Below are 18,106 nucleotides of genomic sequence, written 5' to 3' on the forward strand. Positions count from 1 at the left end.
TATAGAAAGAATAAAACGTGTTTCGCTGGTGAATTTTCTTTTGAGAATGAAATTTTCATAATTAACAGAAGCTTTGAAGAAGAATATGTATATGTCTGGATTACAGGGTAATGTATGCCCCGAAGGTCAAAGGAGGAATATATAATGAAGGAAGAAGTATTCAAGGTTGCGTTGGAAACAGGTCTGCATGCACGTCCTGCGGGGATTCTCGTGAAGGCAGCAGGTGCATTCAAGTCGCGTATTGAGCTTTCGGCTCACGGCAGAACTGCTCCAGCAAAAAGTATAGTGGGAATCATGGGACTCGGTGCTGAAAAAGGCGACGAGGTAACGGTAAAGGCAGAGGGCCCTGACGAGGAACAGGCAGTTAAAGCAATGGGCGCGTACCTGACAGGAGAAAAACAGTAAAAAATAAATCCCTTCGATGCACATCTGTGTCGAAGGGATTGTTTTTAATGCAATGGACTCGGGCCGTACTTGTTATCGCCGTGAGTACCGGGAGCGAAAAGAAGATAGAGATTGAGTACGCAGGAAATAATAACGATACTGTAGTACACATAATCCAGCGTTTCAAAGTGGATATACGCTATGTTTTCTATAGGCGGCTCCCATGGATAAAAAATAACAGGCATGAGATACATGGCCGCGTCAAGACGCATGATATTGTCTGCTATGGTGCCGTCGCGGCCCATATCCTGGAGACGGCGCGTGTTCAGCATCAGAGATACGGGAAGTGTGCAGCCTGCCGCGATTGCAAGAATGGCCTGCTCAAATCTGGAATTGCCGTCAACGAATGAAGCAACGATAAGAAAAATTATCATGCCGAGAATTCCGACGACGATGGAACGTTTGAAGTAACGCAGACGGTTCAGGCGTCCTTCTGACTTCAGGAAATTCTCTGCGAAGCCGACATCTGGAACACGGCGCGGCTTCTGCGGCGGCTGATTCTGTAATACGGCAGATATGGTCGTCTGCGGCGGCGGGACTGTCGGTATTCCTGCCTCTGCTGCCTCATGGGGCAGCTCCTTGCCGCATTCTCCGCAGAAATGCGCGCCTGCAGGAACCTCTTTTCCGCAGTACGGGCAAAATTTTACGTCACTCATTTTATGTCCTCCTTGAAAGGAAAATCCTTTAATATAGAATAAAATTATATATTGGAGGAAACGAAAAATCAAATCGGATACAGTGCCATCTTTTCAGATAATTTTTATTTTTCAGAGGTATATTTTCAAAGGTCTTAATAATCCAATAAATTTTATTTGGGGAGGAACACAAATGGAAAAGAAAAAACTCTTTGCGGCTGTGCTGGCTATGCTGGTACTCTGCCTCACACTGGCAGGCTGCGGAGGAAAGAAGGAAGACCCGGAAACGAGCATTAAGGTTTACACCAAAGCGCTGCTTCATGAGGACGACGAAGCACTGAAGAAGGTCGGAATGAAGAAAGAGGATGTTCATAAGGAACTCCGTGACGGCTTTGCAGACGGATTCCTCAGCACCAGCGGCGGATATTATACCCGTGAGCAGGCAAACCGCATCGCTGAATCGTACATCAAAAAGCTGAAAAAGGTTGACATCGGAACATATGGTGCAAAGGTAGATGGTGACACTGCAACAGTTGAGCTTTCTGTCAGCCAGATTGATATGACCCCGTTGAATGACGCGTCGCTTATCCGCCGCCTGCAGAGGGAGCTTGTCAAGCATAAGGAAATCAAAACCCGTGAGCAGAAGCTGGATTTTGCAACGGATTTCCTCGCGAAGACTGTTGAAGAGCTGAACGTAACCGGTGCCAAGAGCATCGTTGTTGAGTGCAAATACGACGGCAAGGTCAGAATGTGGGTGCCGAAGGATCCTGAAAAGTTTAAGGCAGACCTCGATGAAGCTCTCGTAAAAGGCTGATACATTTATTGAAGAAAAGTCCTGTATCACGGAAATATTCCGCGGTACAGGGCTTATTTTCTTTGACAAGGAATACACTTTTGGATAGAATTTAGAATATTGATTGTAAATGTGTAAAAAATAATTACTAAACCTATTGACATAGTAGGAATATCTGCTATACTTTAAACATATTAAGTTTGTATGTTTTATTAAAAAGATAATCCGAAAACGAGAGGGGTAATCATCATGGCAAAAGAGAGAGAATTAAAATTTGAGACACTGCAGCTTCACGTAGGACAGGAGCAGCCGGATCCGGTGACAGGCTCCCGCGCGGTTCCTATTTATCAGACGATGGCTTACGTATTCAACAATGCGCAGCATGCGGCGGATCGCTTTGCGCTGAAGGATGCGGGCTTCGTTTACAGCCGTCTGACAAACCCGACGGAGGATGTTCTCTCCCGTCGTATTGCGGCTCTTGAGGGCGGCGTTGCAGCAGTTTCCGTTGCGTCAGGCGCTGCAGCTGTTACCTATGCGCTGGACGCACTGGTACAGAGCGGACAGCACATTGTCGCGGCTACGACAATCTATGGCGGTACATTCAACCTCCTGCAGCACACACTGCCGACTCACGGCGTTGAGACGACATTTGTAGACCCGACAAAGGGACCGCAGGTTTTCGAGGAGGCTATCAAAGAGAATACACGGGTTGTGTACATCGAATCTGTCGGCAATCCGAACGCAAACATCATTGACATCGACGCTGTTGCCAAAATCGCTCATAAGCACGGCCTTCCGCTGGTGGTTGACAACACCTTTGCTACACCGTATCTTCTCCGTCCGATTGAACACGGCGCTGACGTTGTTGTCCACTCCGCATCCAAATACATCGGCGGTCACGGCACTACCCTTGGCGGCGTAATCGTTGACGCTGGCAAGTTCGACTGGGTAAAGAGCGGCAAATTCCCGCAGCTGGTTGAGCCGAATGCAAGCTACCACGGCATCAGCTTTGCGAAAGATGTAGGCGCCGCAGCCCTCGCAACATACATCCGCACACTTACGCTTCGTGATGAAGGTGCTACGCTTTCACCGTTCCATGCGTTCATTCTCCTGCAGGGCGCGGAGACTCTCTCCCTCCGTGTAGAGCGTCATACGGAGAACGCACTGAAGGTTGTCGAATTCCTTGCGAAGCATCCGAAGGTGGAGAAGGTCAACCATCCGTCCCTCAAGAATCATCCGGACCATGAGCTTTACAAGAAATACTTCCCCAACGGAGGTATCTCCATCTTTACATTTGAAATCAAGGGCGGAGAAAAAGAGGCGCAGGAATTCATCGACCACCTCAAGATTTTCTCCCTGCTTGCAAACGTTGCCGATGTCAAATCTCTCGTCATCCATCCGGCAAGCACGACACATTCGCAGATGACAGAGGAGGAGCTGCTGTACTCCGGCATCAAACGCTCCACAATCCGCCTCTCCATCGGTACGGAGCATATAGACGACATCATCTGGGATCTCGACCAGGCACTCAAGGCAGTAAAGTAATATATCGCACAACAAAATAAGATACGACTGAAAAGCCGCGGCTGAATGAGTATTCATTCTGTTCGCGGCTTCTTTTTTTATACAAAAAAATTTTTTCTTTACATTTTATTAAATAACTTGACAAGTTTACACATGAAGTTTATGATAGAAAACATCGCAGGACAAATATATGTCCGCGTATAAAGTACATTTTTGGAGGGGTTTATTATGGAAAGATTGAAACAAGCATCGCATCTATTGGCATCGCATACGGCGGGATTCGTCATTATTGCAGCCATTATTGCGTTCTTTGTGCCGCAGATGTTTGGCTGGGTAAAGGGCTTCAGCCAGATTATTATTCTTTCCGTAATTATGTTCAGCATGGGCCTTACACTTACTCTTGATGATTTCAAGGTGCTGGCTGCCCGTCCCTTTGATATTTTCATCGGTGCTGCCGCGCAGTATCTCATCATGCCGTTCTCCGCATATTTCCTTGCCAAAGGCCTCGGCCTTTCCAATGAGATTGCGGTTGGCCTTATTCTCGTGGGCTGCTGCCCGGGAGGCGTTTCTTCCAATATCATGAGCTTCCTCTGCCGTGGAGATGTACCTTTCTCCGTTGGCATGACGACAGCTTCGACACTTTTGGCACCGATTATGACTCCTGCCATGGTGCTTCTCCTTGCGGGGGAACGCATTGAAGTACCGGCTGCGGGAATGTTCCTCACAATTATTGAGACTGTTATTGTTCCTGTGCTTCTCGGCTTCTGGCTGAACTACCGCTACGGCGCGACACATACGATGGAGAACGTCCGTGAAATCATGCCGTCGGTTGCTGTTATCGGACTTGCCCTTATCGTTGGCGGCGTTATCGCTCTCCTTGGCGGCAACTTCTTCAACGCAGGCGTAATCATCTTCCTGGCTGTCCTTGCGCATAACGGTGTGGGCTATGTCCTTGGCTATACTGTCGGGCGTATCACAGGCATGAGCACTCCGAAGCGCCGCACGTTGTCTATCGAGGTCGGCATGCAGAACGCAGGTCTTGCAACAGGTCTTGCGGTTGCGCACTTCGCTGCATATCCGCACGCAGCACTTGCATGCGCCGTTTCCTGCGTATGGCACTCCATCTCCGGCACGCTTCTTGCAGGCTGGTTCGTACGCCGTGATGAAAAACACGAAGAAGAGGCTGCTGTATCTGTCGGATAAGCAAATATTAAAGTAAGTCCTTTGCGGGAGTCACTCAGTGGCTCCCGTTTTTGCGTGCCGATTTTGTATATGTGCTTGAATGTTTGATTTAATGGAATACCTGATAGTATTATTTATTGAAACGAAACGCAAAATAGGAATGTTTTGCCGTTGGGAAAACTTGAACAATGGCACTTTCAAGAGGTATAATAAAAGAATACTTTTGTAATGATTTCGGCGGCAGTGGCCGTCGATAGGAGGCTAAATGTTATGTTGGATTTGAAATTTGTCCGTGAAAATCTTGACGTCGTTAAAACGATGCTGAAAAACCGTCATAATCCCCTTTCTCTTGATGAGTTTGAGAAGCTTGAAAAGGAGCGCCGTGAGATTCTGGGCGAGGTTGAGGCTCTTAAAAACAAGCGCAACACGGCTTCGAAGGAAATCAGCGTAATGAAGAAGAACGGCGAGAACGCGGATGCTCTCGTCAAGGAGATGCGCGAGGTCGGAGATAAAATCAAGGAGCTTGACGCGCGTCTTAAGGATGTAGAAACAAAGCTTACGGATATTCTTCTTCATATTCCTAACATCCCGAAGGAGGATGTACCTATCGGAAAGGACGATACGGAGAATCCTGAAATCCGCAAATGGGGCGAGCCGAAGAAGTTCAGCTTTGAGCCGAAGGCTCACTGGGATATCGGTACGGACCTTGATATTCTTGACGCTGAGCGCGCGGCAAAGGTTTCCGGCGCACGTTTCACGTTCTACAAAGGCCTTGGCGCCCGTCTTGAGCGTGCCTGCATCAACTTTATGATGGACCTGCACGCAAAACAGGGCTATACGGAAATGCTGGCCCCGTATATCGTCAACCGTGATTCCATGATTGGTACGGGACAGCTTCCGAAATTTGCCGAGGATATGTTCAAGCTGGAGGGACTTGACCAGTATCTCGTTCCGACGGCTGAGGTTCCTGCAACGAACTTCCACCGCGAGGAAATCCTCGACGGTGCGAAGCTTCCTGAGCATTACACGGTATATACGGCAAGCTTCCGTGCCGAGGCAGGCAGCGCAGGCCGCGATACACGCGGTCTTATCCGTCAGCACCAGTTCAACAAGGTAGAGCTTATCAAGTTCGCTCTTCCTGAAGAGTCCTGGGACGAGCTTGAAGGCATGATTCATGATGCAGAGGAAGTTCTGCAGCTTCTGAAGCTCCCGTACCACGTTGTTACTCTCTGCACAGGTGACATGAGCTTCACGTCGGCCAAGACCTATGATATCGAGGTATGGATGCCGGCACAGAACTGCTACCGTGAGATTTCCTCCTGCTCCAACTGCCTTGACTATCAGGCACGCCGTGCGAATATCAAGTTCCGCCGCACACCGAAGGATAAGCCGGAATTTGTTCATACACTGAACGGCTCCGGTCTTGCTGTAGGCCGTACTGTTGCCGCTATTCTTGAGAACTATCAGCAGGAGGACGGCTCCGTTATCGTTCCTGAGGTTCTCGTACCGTACATGGGCGTCGAAGTCATTAAATAAGATGAATTGTAAATCCGCATCAGGTATTATGCCCGATGCGGATTTTTTGCGTATTATGTTCAGTTTTTCTTCCGGCCACAAACTCGTTTCAGACGGGGCTTTGCCATGTCGCGTTTGCTCCCCCCGACAGCCTTCGGCTGTAAGCCAACATGCCACCGGCATGTTGACACCCTCCCGGAGGGGGCTTTTAACTGCCTCCCTCCATGAGGGAGGTGGCGCGCCGCAGGCGTGACGGAGGGAGTGATGTAGCGAAGTCTAAAGATATTTATCTGATTTCCACAAATAACTCCCATATATTCTATGCACGTTTCAGCCATAAATTTCTCTCAGACGGGGCTTTGCCCCTTCTGACTTCCCCACACGGTGGGAGACCCCCGTGCCCCCCTTTAACCGCTCCTTCGTCGCTCTGGGAACCCGCGGCGATACTCTCGTGGTAAGCTGCACACTCCGTCTCCCGCGTCGTTACTGTATCTCCAAAGCCAATTAGTACAAGTTTTTTACATAGAAGTATATTGTATATCAAGTAGCATTTACCTCTACATAGAGCTTGCCGCTAATCAGCCCTACCACGACAGTAGATTCGCGGGCGACGTGCAATATAGCCATAGAATAGAGCTGGCCGCGGGAAAAGGAAAAAAGCGAAGCGTTAGGAGGAGGGTGTCCAGCGGGAACGTAGTTCCTGCGGTGGGGAAGGGCGAAGGGGCGACGCCCCGTCGCATGGAGTATTGGGCTATAACATGTCCAAAAATTTTTATCCTATTGTCTAAATTTAGTCCTATATTTTCTATAGTTGTTTCAGCTTTAATGCTCGTCGCGCTTGCTCCCCCCCGACAGCCTTCGGCTGCCACCCCCCCCCTCCCGGAGGGGGGCTTTTAACTGCCGCCCTCCTAGAGGGAGGTGGCACGCTGAAAGCGTGGCGGAGGGAGTGATGTAGCGAAGTCTAAAGATATTTATCTGATTTCCACAAATAACTCCCATATATTTCCACAAATAACTCCCATATATTCTATGCACGTTTCAGCCATAAATTTCTTTCAGACGGGGCTTTGCCCCTTCTGGCTTCCCCACATGGTGGGAGCCCCCCGTGACCCCCTCTAACCGCCTGACGGCTCGAGGAACCCGCGGCGTTACTCTCGTGGTAAGCTGCACATTCCGTCTCCCGCGTCGTTACTGTATTGGTGAAGCTGATTAGCGGTAAAGCCTATGAAATAGCTGACGCATTTAGTTTTATATAAAGCTATGCGATTTCTATTTTAGTCATTTAGTTATGACATACACATTTATTTCTATGTAACGCCAGCCACAAACTGGCCCTACCACGACAGTAAATTCGCGGGTGACGTGCAATGTAGCCATAGAATACAGGTCGCCGCGGGAAAAGAAAAAAGCGAAGCGTTAAAAGAAAGGTGTCCAGCGGGAACGTAGTTCCTGCGGTGGGGAAGAGCGAAGGGGCGACGCCCCGTCGCATGGAGTATTTAGCTATAACGAAGGCTAAAGATATTTATCTGTTTTTTTAAAATTGATCTGATATATTCCATATTTGCTACAGCCATAAACTCGTCTCAGACGGGGCTTTGCCCCTTCTGACTTTCCCACACGGGGGACAAATTCCCCCATGTCCCCTTTATTTAACCGCTTCTCCCGTCGCTCTAGAAACCCGCGGCTTTTCACTAGTGACAGGCTGCACACTCCGTCGCCCGCGTCGTAACTGTACTGGTGAAGCTGATTAGTGGTAAGTTTATGGGATATCTAAAGTATTTACTGCTATGTAATGCTGCACGTTTTCTATGTAAACATTTAGTTTTGACGTACGCATTTATTTCTATGTAAAGCCAGCCACAAACTGGCCCTACCACGACAGTAGATTCGCGGGTGACGTGCAATATAGCCATAGAATAGAGCTGACCGCGGGAAAAGGAAAAAAGCGAAGCGTTAGGAGGAAGGTGTTCAGCGGGAACGTAGTTCCTGCGGTGGGGAAGGGCGAAGGGGCGACGCCCCGTCGCATACTGTATTGGGCTATAACATGTCCAAAAATTTTTATCCTATTGTCTAAATTTAGTCCTATATTTTCTATATTTGTTTCAGCTTTAATGCTCGTCGCGCTTGCTCCCCCCCGACAGTCTTTGGCTTGGCGCGTAGCGTCGGAGGGAGTGACATTCCTCACGTCGCTCGGGGAACCCGCGGCGTTACTCTCGTGGCAAGCTGTACACTCCGTCTCCCGCGTCGCAACTATACTACTAAAGCCGATTAGTGGTAAATCCAAGGCACATCTAAAGCATTTAATTCTATGTAACGCCAGCCACTAATCGGCTCGGGCACGACAGTAGATTCGCGGGTTGACGCGTATAAGAGCCTCCCTCACGGAGGGAGGTGGCACGCTGAAAGCGTGACGGAGGGAGTGAATAAGCTACGCCGCGGGAAAAGAAAACTTATTTGATTCATATTTTCCCTGTATACGGTGCATCATCTTGTTTTCATGACGCAAAAAAATAATTGTGGTAAAATAATAAATTAGTCAGAAAGAAAAAGGTGAGATTATGATAGAACGGATTCCACCGCAGAACATCGAAGCGGAACAGGCCGTCCTTGGAGCGATGCTCATTAAAAAGGAGGCTGTCATTGAGGCGATGGAAATTCTCCGTCCGGAGGATTTTTACAGGGACGCGCACCGCGTCGTCTTTGAAGCGATAATGGCGGTGTTCCAGAATGACAGCGCTGTTGACATGATTACTGTCACGGAGCAGCTGAAAAAATCCGATCTTTTGGACAAGGCCGGCGGTGTTGCCGGGGTTACGGCTCTCGCCAATGCCGTTCCTACGGCGGCTAACGTCGTATATCATGCGAAGATTGTCCGTGAGAAGGCGGAGCTCCGCGAGCTTATAAACGCGGGTTCGGAGATAACGGGCTGGGCCTTTGAGGATAGCGATGATGTGGATGCTGTCATGGATAAGGCGGAAAAACGTATTCTTGAGGTCACGGCGCGTGAAAACTCGGCTGATTTCACCTCCATGAAGGATATCGTCATAAGCGTTTTCAAGCAGATAGAGGAACGCTCTACCAATAAGGGAGGCCTTACGGGTGTGGCATCGGGATTTACGGATCTCGACAGGCTGACCTCAGGCTTTCAGCCCTCTGACCTCATTCTCGTGGCGGCGCGCCCGTCCATGGGTAAGACGGCATTCACACTGAATATCGCATCCTATGTGGCTGTGCATCTTGATAAGCCTGTGGCATTCTTCTCCCTTGAAATGTCAAAGGAGCAGCTGGCTCAGCGTATGCTCTGCTCCGAGGGTGGAATTGATTCCCAGCGCCTCAGGAACGGCGATATGAAGGATGAGGACTGGGAGCACGTCATTGCGGCGGCAGACAGGCTCACCTATGCGCCTGTTTTCATAGACGATACGCCGGGTATCACCGTAATGGAGCTTCGTTCAAAGGCCCGCCGTATAAAGGCCGAGCACGGTCTTTCAATGGTTATAATCGACTATCTCCAGCTCATGTCGGGCAAGGGCTCCAAGAACGGCGACAACCGTCAGCAGGAGATTTCGGAGATATCCCGTTCATTAAAGGCACTGGCCCGTGAGCTGAAGGTGCCTGTCATTGCTCTTTCACAGCTTTCGCGAAGCGTCGAGTCCCGTCAGGTGAAGCGGCCCATGCTCTCAGATTTGCGTGAGTCAGGCTCCCTTGAGCAGGACGCGGATATCGTAATGTTCCTCTACCGTGAGGATTATTATGACAAGGAAACTGAGCAGCAGAACGTTACCGAGGTCATCGTAGCAAAGCACAGAAACGGACCTATCGACACAGTCCGTCTCTATTTCGATAAGGAATTCACGAGGTTTGCGAATTTTGCCGGGAATATACCGGATCAGTGAGGAGGATAACTATGGAATATCATTGGGAAAAAAGGGGAATTGTAAAGGCGGTAGTCTTTTCGTTTATCACCTGCGGAATATACGGTATTTACTGGATGTACGCACTTACCAACGAGTGTCACGAGGCGGCAGGCCGTCAGACAACTGCGTCGGGCGGTATGGCATGTCTGTACACCTTCGTTACCTGCGGTATATATTATTTTTACTGGCTTTACAAGATGGGTGCAACACTCAGTGAAGCAAAGCGCAATCGCGGAATTTACGTAGACGGGGACGACAGCATCATGTATCTGCTGTTTGCTTTCTTCGGTCTTGCCATCGTCAGTGAGGCGCTTATCCAGAGCACATTGAACGACCTTTATGATTTTGACGAAGCTGTGGCACGGGGTGAAAACCTTCCGACTGCGCAGGGATAAGATATGGAATCAGAGCGCAGGAATGCTGCTTTGAAAAAGTACGGCGGGCTCCTTTTTCTGGGGCTCGCCTATTTTGCGTTTATAAAGCTCACAGGGCTGAGTATTCCATGCCCGTTCCATTATCTTACGGGATTTTTGTGCCCGGGCTGCGGAATCACGGAGCTTTTCCTTTCTCTCTTCTGCGGCGATGTAGAGGGAGCTTTCCGCGCAAATCAGATGCTTTTTGTGCTGGGGCCTTTTATACTTGCCCTTATCCTGCGTGATGAAATCGGCTGGATAAGAACGGGAAAGAGGCCTGAACTGCCTTCGTGGGTTTGGAAATTTTTCCTTGCGGCGTTTGCGCTTTTTACTCTGTGGAGGAATTTTCCTTTAAGTAAATAAGCCCGGCAGGATATTTTTTCTTTGCGGCGAATATTTGTTAGTAGATAAACTAAGCCAAAGGGGGGAAAGGTATGCGCAGAATTTTTTTGTGTATGGCTCTCTTTTTGGCTTTTTTTTATGCCCTGATACCCTTTGCAGAGGCTGAACGTCAGACTATAAATATCGGGTTCGTGCAGAATACAGTTGACGAGACAGTGGAAAGCCGAAAGCTTCTGAGGGCATATACTGCTTCGTATCTTGATGAAATTACCAGAAAGACAAAGTGGAGATACGCCATAAAGGACATTCCTCCGGAGGACGCAAAGCGCATGCTTGAGGAGGGCAGCGTAGATTTTATTGTGCCTGTGACAGAGTCCTCTGCCGCGCGGGGTGACGGGTTTATCTTCAGCAGCGGCTTTTCGAGCTACGGTCTTTTGTCTCTTTACACAGGAAAAGACAATACCGCTCTAGACGTGGAAGATAAAAAAACTATGCAGGGCTGCCGCATAGGAATGCTGGATATAGAGGACTACAAAATAAAGTTTTCCTATATTGTTAAAAAATCCGAGTGGGATGTCCGGCAGATATTTTATCCTGATTCAGAACAGATGATGAAGGACCTCAGGGCAGGCGTGATTGATGCAGTGCTGGATGACGGAAGCCATATCATTGATAACGAACGATGGCTTTTGGATATTGACGTGGTTCAGCAGCAGTTCATGACCGTATCGGATAAACGGTCACTGATGGATGAGATGAATAACGCCATCCTGGACAGCGAGATTCTGAATCCTTCCTTTGAGACGGAAATTGAGAAGGAATATCTTGACCCTGTGCTGCGCCACATTGTGCGGTATACCGAAAATGACAGGGCGTATGCTGAGGAGGCCCCGACACTCCGTGTTGTTTTTATGCCCTATGTACCGCCTCTTTTCGACCTCAGGTTTGAAAAGGGAGAGCCCTGGGGTATCTATGTGGATTTGCTCAAGACGATTTCAAGGGATACAGGACTCCGTTTTGAATTCATTGAGGCGAAGGATGAGGATGAAGCTGACAGGATGATGCGGGATGGAGAGGTTGACCTGATTCCTGCAGTGTATCAGAATTTCCGCGTTCCTGAGGGGGCAGCCTTTACAAATACCGCCAGAAACGAGGCCTTCGTTCTGGTGGTTCGGAGAGGAATAAGCCTTGAGGACTGTGCCGGAGGAATGATTGCTGTCCCGCGTATCTTCCCGGGCGTGGTGGACTTTATGAAGCAGCGCTTCCCTGACTCCGAGATTGTGGAATATAATCTTGCCAGCGACTGCATGAAGGCCGTGGAGTTTGGCGATGTGACGTGTGCTTTTGTGCCTGCGGCGTTGATACATTACTACAGCAGCACGGCACTGAGACCTGATATTGATATGATATATTCCGCCAGAATCAAGGTACCTGTGGGGATTGGCGTCTCGCCCTACGCAGACCGCAGACTTCTTCCGCTTCTTAACACTGCGCTCCTGCGTGTTTCACCGGAGCAGATGGAACACATTATAGAGAAAAATTCAGAGCCCGAGGTGTCCGTCAGATATATTGTTCAAAAGTACCCTATCAGCGTGACACTGGTTGTCATGATTTTCTCCTTCCTGCTGGGGCTTGGAGTATTTATCCTGTACAGGGCGAAGGAGGAAAAGAAGCAGAACGCGGTGCTCAGGGAGAAGAACCGCGCCATGGAGGAGGCTCTGGCACGAATCCGCTCGCTTAAGGAAGCAAGAGACTACTACAAACAGGATGCAGAAACTGACAAGCTTACAGGGCTTTTAAACAAGGGAACTCTGCATGAGGAAGCAAAAAAAGCACTTTCGGAAATGAGCAAAAAGGACAGCGCCATTCTTTTCATTACCGACCTTGACCATTTCAAGGAGCTGAACGACAGTGAAGGACACCAGTGCGGTGATGAGGTCCTGGCGGCATACGCGGGACTCCTTGGGGAGATTTTCCCGCAGGCAAAGGCACTGGGCCGTTTCGGCGGCGATGAGTTCATGGGGCTTCTGGTGAATATGACGAGAGAGGAATTCCTCGCAGGCATTAAAAGACTCATGACGGAAACGAGAAAAATTATCGCCGGCGGGAAAAACGCGGGAGTGAGCGTGAGCATAGGCGCAGTCGAGGCCCTGCACGGACACCGACGTTACAGTGAGATTTTCAATGAGGCGGACCAGGAGCTTTACGCGGTGAAAAATTCTACCCGTGATGCCTTGAGTTTTGATGGAAAAATGTATCGCTTTTGATTGGTCTTTTTTGCTTGATACAAACAGTTTTTTGTGCTATATTCAGAGTGTAAATCGAAGTGGGAGGTTCATCCCGCTAACCCCGGGTCCGCATCCTGGGGCCTTTTTTTTAGGCGGATGAATTTTCTGACAATATAGGGGGCCGAAAATGTGGAACGGTACAAAAGCTTGGTTTTGATTTGCACGATTGGAATTATGCTTATTCTCGGGGGCTGTGTAAGGCCCAGCTCGGGAAGCAAGACACCGACACAGGCGGAGCTGGTGGAAAGGATAATCGCACGTATGCCTGCGGAGGAAAAGGTCGGTCAGCTCATTGTGGGAGGGCTGCACGGACTCATGCCGGATGAGGCGACGGATGAATTCATCGCAAAACGTCATTTTGGCGGATTTATACTCTTCGACAGAAATCTGCGTGCCCCTGAGCAGGTGCGCGCGCTCACCAGCGGACTCATGAGAAGAAATGAAGAAGCACAGGCTGAGCTTGACCCGCATCATCCCGGAGTTCCTCTTTTTATCTGCGTTGATGAGGAGGGCGGAAAGGTAGCGAGATTCCGTGACCACATCGCGGCTCCACCCTCTGAGGAAGCTCTCGGAAAGGGAGAGGAGACAGCAGCGGCACGTGTATGGGCTGTAAAAACAGCAAAGGCGCTGCGCTCCTACGGTATCAATCTGAACTTTGCGCCTGTGCTGGATTTAGGGCTGCCGCCTGAACGCTCCTACAGCACAGACCCTGCAAGAGTCACCATGTTCGGCAACGCGGCGGCCGCAGGCTATACACAGGAAAAATTCTCCTTTGTTATAAAGCACTTCCCGGGGATAGGAAAAGGGCGTGAGGATACGCACCTTGGCAACGTCGTTGTAGACACGACACTTGCACAGCTTGAGTCTGAGGATATGATTCCCTTCCGCAACGTGCTTTTCGGAAGAGTCGGAGGAAACTGCGCCGTCATGGTCGGACATGTAGTCTACCCTGCCGTTGACGCAAAGCATCCTGCCAGCCTGTCCCATGCCGTCATTACAGGACTTCTCCGTCAGAAGCTGAACTACGACGGAGTCGTATTTACCGATGACCTTGAGATGGGAGCGATATCCAAGCAGTATGATTTCGGTGAGGCGGCTGTAATGGCTGTCGAGGCCGGCGCTGATGTCATCCTCGTATGCCACGAATACGAGCACATGAGGGAAGCCTACGACGGACTGCTGGAGGCCGTAAACAGCGGACGCATCCCACAGGAACGCCTCGACGCCTCGGTAAGGCGCATAATAAGAATGAAGCTTGCCAGTGGAAAATAAATTTTGATTGGAAGCAATGGTAAAAGGCTGCCGTACATTATGTGCGGCGGTCTTTTTTACTAAATTTTACTTCAAAAGAAGGAGATTCCTCCAATTTTCACGAATATATACATTAAATTACAGTACGTATGAACAGGAGGAATCAGCATGCAGGAATATGCGAGAAAGAACATTCGGAACATCGTTGTACTTGGACATGGACAGGTAGGCAAGACGAGTCTTCTGGATGCGTGTCTTTTTAAGACCGGCGCTGTAAGCCGTGTCGGCCGTGTGGATGAGGGAACTTCGGTATATGACACCGAGCCTGAGGAGACCGCACGGCGTTTTTCTATTACGTCAAAGCTGGCGGCAATGGAATGGCAGGACTGTAAGCTGAATTTCCTCGATACTCCGGGATATCCTGATTTCCTCAGCGAGGTCAGGGGAGCCATGCTGGCGGCTGATAACGCTCTTATAGTCATATCGGCGCCTGACGGTATTCAGGTAGAAACAGAAAAGGTATGGAGACTGGCAGAGCAGCAGCAGATGCCGAGAGCAATCTTCCTTAATAAGATGGACCGCGAGCATGCGGATTTCAAGAGCGTTGTCGATGAGCTGCGCGTGCGCTTCGGCAAGGGCGTAGTTCCCGTGCAGATGCCGATTGGTGAGGGCCGTACCTTCCAGGGAACGCTGGACCTTCTCTCGTTGAGCGGACGAATCATGGCACATGACGCGGAGCATCTTGATACGGCAGTCCCTGAATTTATGGAGGAGGCAGTTTCCGAGGCACGTCAGGCGCTGGTTGAGGCGCTGGCGGACTTTGACGATACACTTCTGGAGAAATTCCTCAACGGTGAGGATATTCCTGAGGAGGATATAGGAAAAGCTCTGACCGAGGGCGTTGCGGCAGGAAAGGTATTCCCGCTTTTTTGCGGTTCTTCGGCTATGGTGCTGGGAATAAGAAAGTTCATGAACGGTATGGTGGCGTACATGCCTGAGCCGCAGAACGTGAAAATCGGAACTGACCAGAAAACGGGAGATATCGTGGAAAGGCGCGCCGATGAAGCCTTCTCAGCCCAGGTATATAAGACAGTGATGGAGCCTACGGGACGCGTCAGCTATCTCCGCGTATGGTCAGGCGAAGCCGCGGGAGATATGAGCGCGGCAAATCCTGCGAGAAGCGTCGTGGAGCGTTTCGGAGGATTCTTCACCACGATTGCAGGCCGCAAGGAAAAGCTTTCCAAAGCTATTGCCGGAGATATCGTTGCTACAACGAAGCTTTCGGATACCTGCACCGGGGATACGCTTTGCGACAAGGAGGCCCTTATCCGCTACGAAGCCCCTGACTATCCTCTGTCCATGCTCATAATGGCAGCACACGCTGCAAAGAAGGAGGACGAGGAGAAGGTTGTGGCTGCCATGGAGAAGGAGCAGATAAGCGACCAGACACTCACCGTGGAGCGCAATCAGGAGACGAAGGAGGTTCTCGTCCGTGCCCTTGGCGAGGTGCAGCTTGATATACTAAAGGAGCGCATAAAACGCAAAACGAAGCTGGATGTCATTTTCTCCGCTCCTGCTATTCCTCTTCGTGAGACAATCCGCAAAAAATCCACGGCAGAGGGCAAGCACAAAAAGCAGAGCGGCGGACACGGTCAGTACGGACATGTATTCCTCGAGCTTACTCCGCTGGCGCCGGGTTCAGGCAATACCTTCACCGATGCCATCGTCGGCGGAGCAGTTCCGAAGACCTTTATCCCGGCTGTGGAAAAGGGAGCAATGGAAACTCTCGCCCAGGGCGTCATAGCAGGCTATCCTGTTGTTGATGTAAACGTAAAACTCACGGACGGCTCCTACCATACTGTGGATTCCTCTGAGGCATCCTTCAAGACGGCAGCTGCCATCGCAATAAAGAAAGCTGTACAGGAGGGTGACCCTGTACTTTTGGAGCCTATCTTCAATGTACGCATCAGCGCGCCTGAATACTTCATGGGCGACGTCATGGGACAGCTTAACGCCCGCCGCGCGAAAATCATGGGCATGGAAAACGACGGACGCGACATGAGCGAAATCAAGGCACAGATACCTGCGCTTGAGCTCTTCCGCTACGCAACAGACCTTCGCGCCCAGACAAGAGGCAGAGGCTCCTTCAGCGTAGAGTTCTCCCACTACGAGGAAATGCCGCAGAAGGAAGCAGAGAAATACATAAAGAAGAAAGAAGAAAAGTGATGTAAAAGGACGGCTCCAACGGAGCCGTTCTTCTTTTATGAAGAATTAATCAGTGCTTGACAGAAAGACATTTACAGTTTTTTCCATTGAGGGTGGACATTTCTGATTATAAGTGTTACAATATGAAATAATAAACCGCGCAACGAAGCCGTATACACGCATCCTTTTGGGGATGCGTGTATACGGCTTCCCTGTTTAATGGCGGTTTCGAAAAATTAGGAGGGGTATTTATGTCAGAAAAGAAACAAAGCAGCCTCGATAAGCTGGGGATTTGGATTATCGCGGCTACAATCCTGGGAGCTGTAGCAGGTCTGCTCTTGGGGAAGGATGCGCAGATGTTTGCGCCAATGGGTAATCTCTTCATGCAGTTGATTAAGATGGTTGTCGTACCGCTGGTACTCTTTTCACTGATTGGCGGGGCCGCATCGCTGGGGAACTCAAGCAGTGCCGGAAAAATCGGATTACTGACTTTTGCTTACTATGGAATTACTACAGCTGTGGCTGTTGCCTTGGGTCTTGCAGCGAGTGAAATTTTCCAGCCGGGCCGTGGCATTGAGATGACCGCTTTGTCTGAGGCAGCTATCCATGTGGATCATATGGAGGAAAGTACCCGTATTCCGGGTTTCTGGGAGACGGTTACGGGTTTTGTGCCTACTAATCCCTTCCAGGCGCTGGTGAACGGCAACATTCTGCAGATTATCGTCTTTGCGCTGTTCATGGGCTTTGCCGCTACATATTTGGACGAGCAGAAACGCAGCTATGTTTTGAACTTTTTTAACTACCTGACGGAATTATTCATCAAGGTTATGACTGGTATCATGTATGTGGCGCCAATCGGCGTTTTCTGCCTGATGGCTGATGCTACAGGTACCTTTGGTTATGCTGTGCTCACCAAGATTCTTTATCTGATTCTTCTCTATGTTGCGGTACTGGCAATCGTCACCTACGGAATGATTGGCGGTTCCGTGGCAATGTTCTCCCGCTGCACCACCTACAAGCAGTTCTTCAAAAGCATGTGGAAGGTACAGGTTTTCGCTTTCTCTACCGCTTCTTCCATTGCAACGCTGCCTCTGAACATGAGTACCGCCTCCACGGAACTGGGAGTTTCCAAGGAAACTACATCCTTCGCGCTGCCGTTGGGTGCTACCATTAACATGAACGGCAATGCGGCATATTACGCTATGGCTGCGACTTTTATTGCGCAGATGTACGGTATGGAGCTTTCTATGCCGCAGTACATTGCCATCATTATTACCAGTACTCTTGGGGCTGTGGGACAGGCAGGTGTCCCGGGACCGACTCTGCTGGTTGTAGCTGTGCTGGTTTCTGCCGGAATCCCTATTGATGCTCTGCCAATTCTCTTTGGCGTAGACCGTATTTTTGATATGCTGCGGACAGCTGTCAATATAACCGGTGATGCTGCATGCGCCACTATCGTGGACAGATTCCGCAAAGATGATGATAGGGAAGATGCAGGGGAAGAATTGGTTGCTGTATCGGAACACTAAAATTTAACTAGGAAAAGAAGGAGCTGTGAAAAATGCTTTCGCATTTTCACAGCTCCTTTTTTAGACAG

Annotated in this window: 13 protein-coding genes; 12 read left to right on the forward strand and 1 reads right to left on the reverse strand. The window is 49.8% G+C overall.

Annotation, left to right across the window (positions count from 1 at the left end):
* Positions 1–144: 144 nt before the first annotated feature.
* The gene (locus BUA83_RS11105; RefSeq protein WP_072936367.1) at positions 145–405 is read left to right on the forward strand and encodes an HPr family phosphocarrier protein; all 261 of its coding nucleotides are present in this window, start codon (positions 145–147) and stop codon (positions 403–405) included.
* Positions 406–449: 44 nt separating this feature from the next.
* On the opposite strand, the gene BUA83_RS11110 is transcribed toward BUA83_RS11105, so the two are convergent.
* A complete protein-coding gene (locus tag BUA83_RS11110) occupies positions 450–1,100 on the reverse strand; it encodes a DUF805 domain-containing protein (RefSeq protein ID WP_072936368.1) in 651 nt (216 codons plus the stop codon).
* A gap of 172 nt (positions 1,101–1,272) precedes the next feature.
* On the opposite strand from BUA83_RS11110, the gene BUA83_RS11115 reads away from it, so the two are divergent.
* From BUA83_RS11115 to BUA83_RS11180, 11 genes are all read left to right on the forward strand, one after another.
* On the forward strand, positions 1,273–1,893 hold the full coding sequence (locus BUA83_RS11115; protein ID WP_072936369.1) for a DUF5105 domain-containing protein: 621 nt from the start codon (positions 1,273–1,275) through the stop codon (positions 1,891–1,893).
* 228 nt (positions 1,894–2,121) lie between these two features.
* A complete protein-coding gene (locus tag BUA83_RS11120) occupies positions 2,122–3,417 on the forward strand; it encodes an O-acetylhomoserine aminocarboxypropyltransferase/cysteine synthase family protein (protein ID WP_072936370.1) in 1,296 nt (431 codons plus the stop codon).
* A gap of 207 nt (positions 3,418–3,624) precedes the next feature.
* Positions 3,625–4,599 (forward strand): bile acid:sodium symporter family protein, encoded by a 975-nt coding sequence (locus BUA83_RS11125; protein WP_072936371.1) that lies wholly within the window; start codon positions 3,625–3,627, stop codon positions 4,597–4,599.
* A 249-nt stretch (positions 4,600–4,848) separates the two neighbouring features.
* Positions 4,849–6,114: a serine--tRNA ligase gene (gene serS, locus BUA83_RS11130; RefSeq protein ID WP_072936372.1), complete on the forward strand. Its 1,266-nt coding sequence runs from the start codon at positions 4,849–4,851 to the stop codon at positions 6,112–6,114.
* 2,537 nt (positions 6,115–8,651) lie between these two features.
* On the forward strand, positions 8,652–9,989 hold the full coding sequence (gene dnaB, locus BUA83_RS11150) for a replicative DNA helicase (protein ID WP_072936376.1): 1,338 nt from the start codon (positions 8,652–8,654) through the stop codon (positions 9,987–9,989).
* Between the two features lie 11 nt (positions 9,990–10,000).
* Entirely contained in the window at positions 10,001–10,405 is a 405-nt protein-coding gene (locus tag BUA83_RS11155) for a DUF4234 domain-containing protein (protein WP_072936377.1), read from the forward strand.
* A 3-nt stretch (positions 10,406–10,408) separates the two neighbouring features.
* Positions 10,409–10,786, forward strand: coding sequence for a DUF2752 domain-containing protein (locus BUA83_RS11160; RefSeq protein ID WP_094756617.1), 378 nt, complete (start codon positions 10,409–10,411; stop codon positions 10,784–10,786).
* A 71-nt stretch (positions 10,787–10,857) separates the two neighbouring features.
* Complete coding sequence (locus tag BUA83_RS11165) at positions 10,858–13,032, forward strand: diguanylate cyclase domain-containing protein (RefSeq protein WP_072936378.1); 2,175 nt, start codon at positions 10,858–10,860, stop codon at positions 13,030–13,032.
* Between the two features lie 150 nt (positions 13,033–13,182).
* Complete coding sequence (locus BUA83_RS11170) at positions 13,183–14,325, forward strand: glycoside hydrolase family 3 N-terminal domain-containing protein (RefSeq protein WP_094756618.1); 1,143 nt, start codon at positions 13,183–13,185, stop codon at positions 14,323–14,325.
* Between the two features lie 147 nt (positions 14,326–14,472).
* Positions 14,473–16,530 (forward strand): elongation factor G, encoded by a 2,058-nt coding sequence (locus tag BUA83_RS11175; protein ID WP_072936379.1) that lies wholly within the window; start codon positions 14,473–14,475, stop codon positions 16,528–16,530.
* A gap of 230 nt (positions 16,531–16,760) precedes the next feature.
* On the forward strand, positions 16,761–18,038 hold the full coding sequence (locus tag BUA83_RS11180) for a dicarboxylate/amino acid:cation symporter (protein ID WP_072936380.1): 1,278 nt from the start codon (positions 16,761–16,763) through the stop codon (positions 18,036–18,038).
* Positions 18,039–18,106 lie beyond the last annotated feature (68 nt).

Origin of the sequence: Schwartzia succinivorans DSM 10502 (genome assembly GCF_900129225.1) — a bacterium.
GTDB classification, from domain to species: Bacteria; Bacillota; Negativicutes; order Selenomonadales; family Selenomonadaceae; genus Schwartzia; species Schwartzia succinivorans.

Bases quoted from the DNA above. Each gene is read 5' to 3' on its own strand.
- BUA83_RS11105 (WP_072936367.1), top strand. From the start codon at position 145: ATGAAGGAAGAAGTATTCAAGGTTGCGTTGGAAACAGGTCTGCATGCA.
- BUA83_RS11110 (WP_072936368.1), bottom strand. From the start codon at position 1,100: ATGAGTGACGTAAAATTTTGCCCGTACTGCGGAAAAGAGGTTCCTGCA.
- BUA83_RS11115 (WP_072936369.1), top strand. From the start codon at position 1,273: ATGGAAAAGAAAAAACTCTTTGCGGCTGTGCTGGCTATGCTGGTACTC.
- BUA83_RS11120 (WP_072936370.1), top strand. From the start codon at position 2,122: ATGGCAAAAGAGAGAGAATTAAAATTTGAGACACTGCAGCTTCACGTA.
- BUA83_RS11125 (WP_072936371.1), top strand. From the start codon at position 3,625: ATGGAAAGATTGAAACAAGCATCGCATCTATTGGCATCGCATACGGCG.
- serS (WP_072936372.1), top strand. From the start codon at position 4,849: ATGTTGGATTTGAAATTTGTCCGTGAAAATCTTGACGTCGTTAAAACG.
- dnaB (WP_072936376.1), top strand. From the start codon at position 8,652: ATGATAGAACGGATTCCACCGCAGAACATCGAAGCGGAACAGGCCGTC.
- BUA83_RS11155 (WP_072936377.1), top strand. From the start codon at position 10,001: ATGGAATATCATTGGGAAAAAAGGGGAATTGTAAAGGCGGTAGTCTTT.
- BUA83_RS11160 (WP_094756617.1), top strand. From the start codon at position 10,409: ATGGAATCAGAGCGCAGGAATGCTGCTTTGAAAAAGTACGGCGGGCTC.
- BUA83_RS11165 (WP_072936378.1), top strand. From the start codon at position 10,858: ATGCGCAGAATTTTTTTGTGTATGGCTCTCTTTTTGGCTTTTTTTTAT.
- BUA83_RS11175 (WP_072936379.1), top strand. From the start codon at position 14,473: ATGCAGGAATATGCGAGAAAGAACATTCGGAACATCGTTGTACTTGGA.
- BUA83_RS11180 (WP_072936380.1), top strand. From the start codon at position 16,761: ATGTCAGAAAAGAAACAAAGCAGCCTCGATAAGCTGGGGATTTGGATT.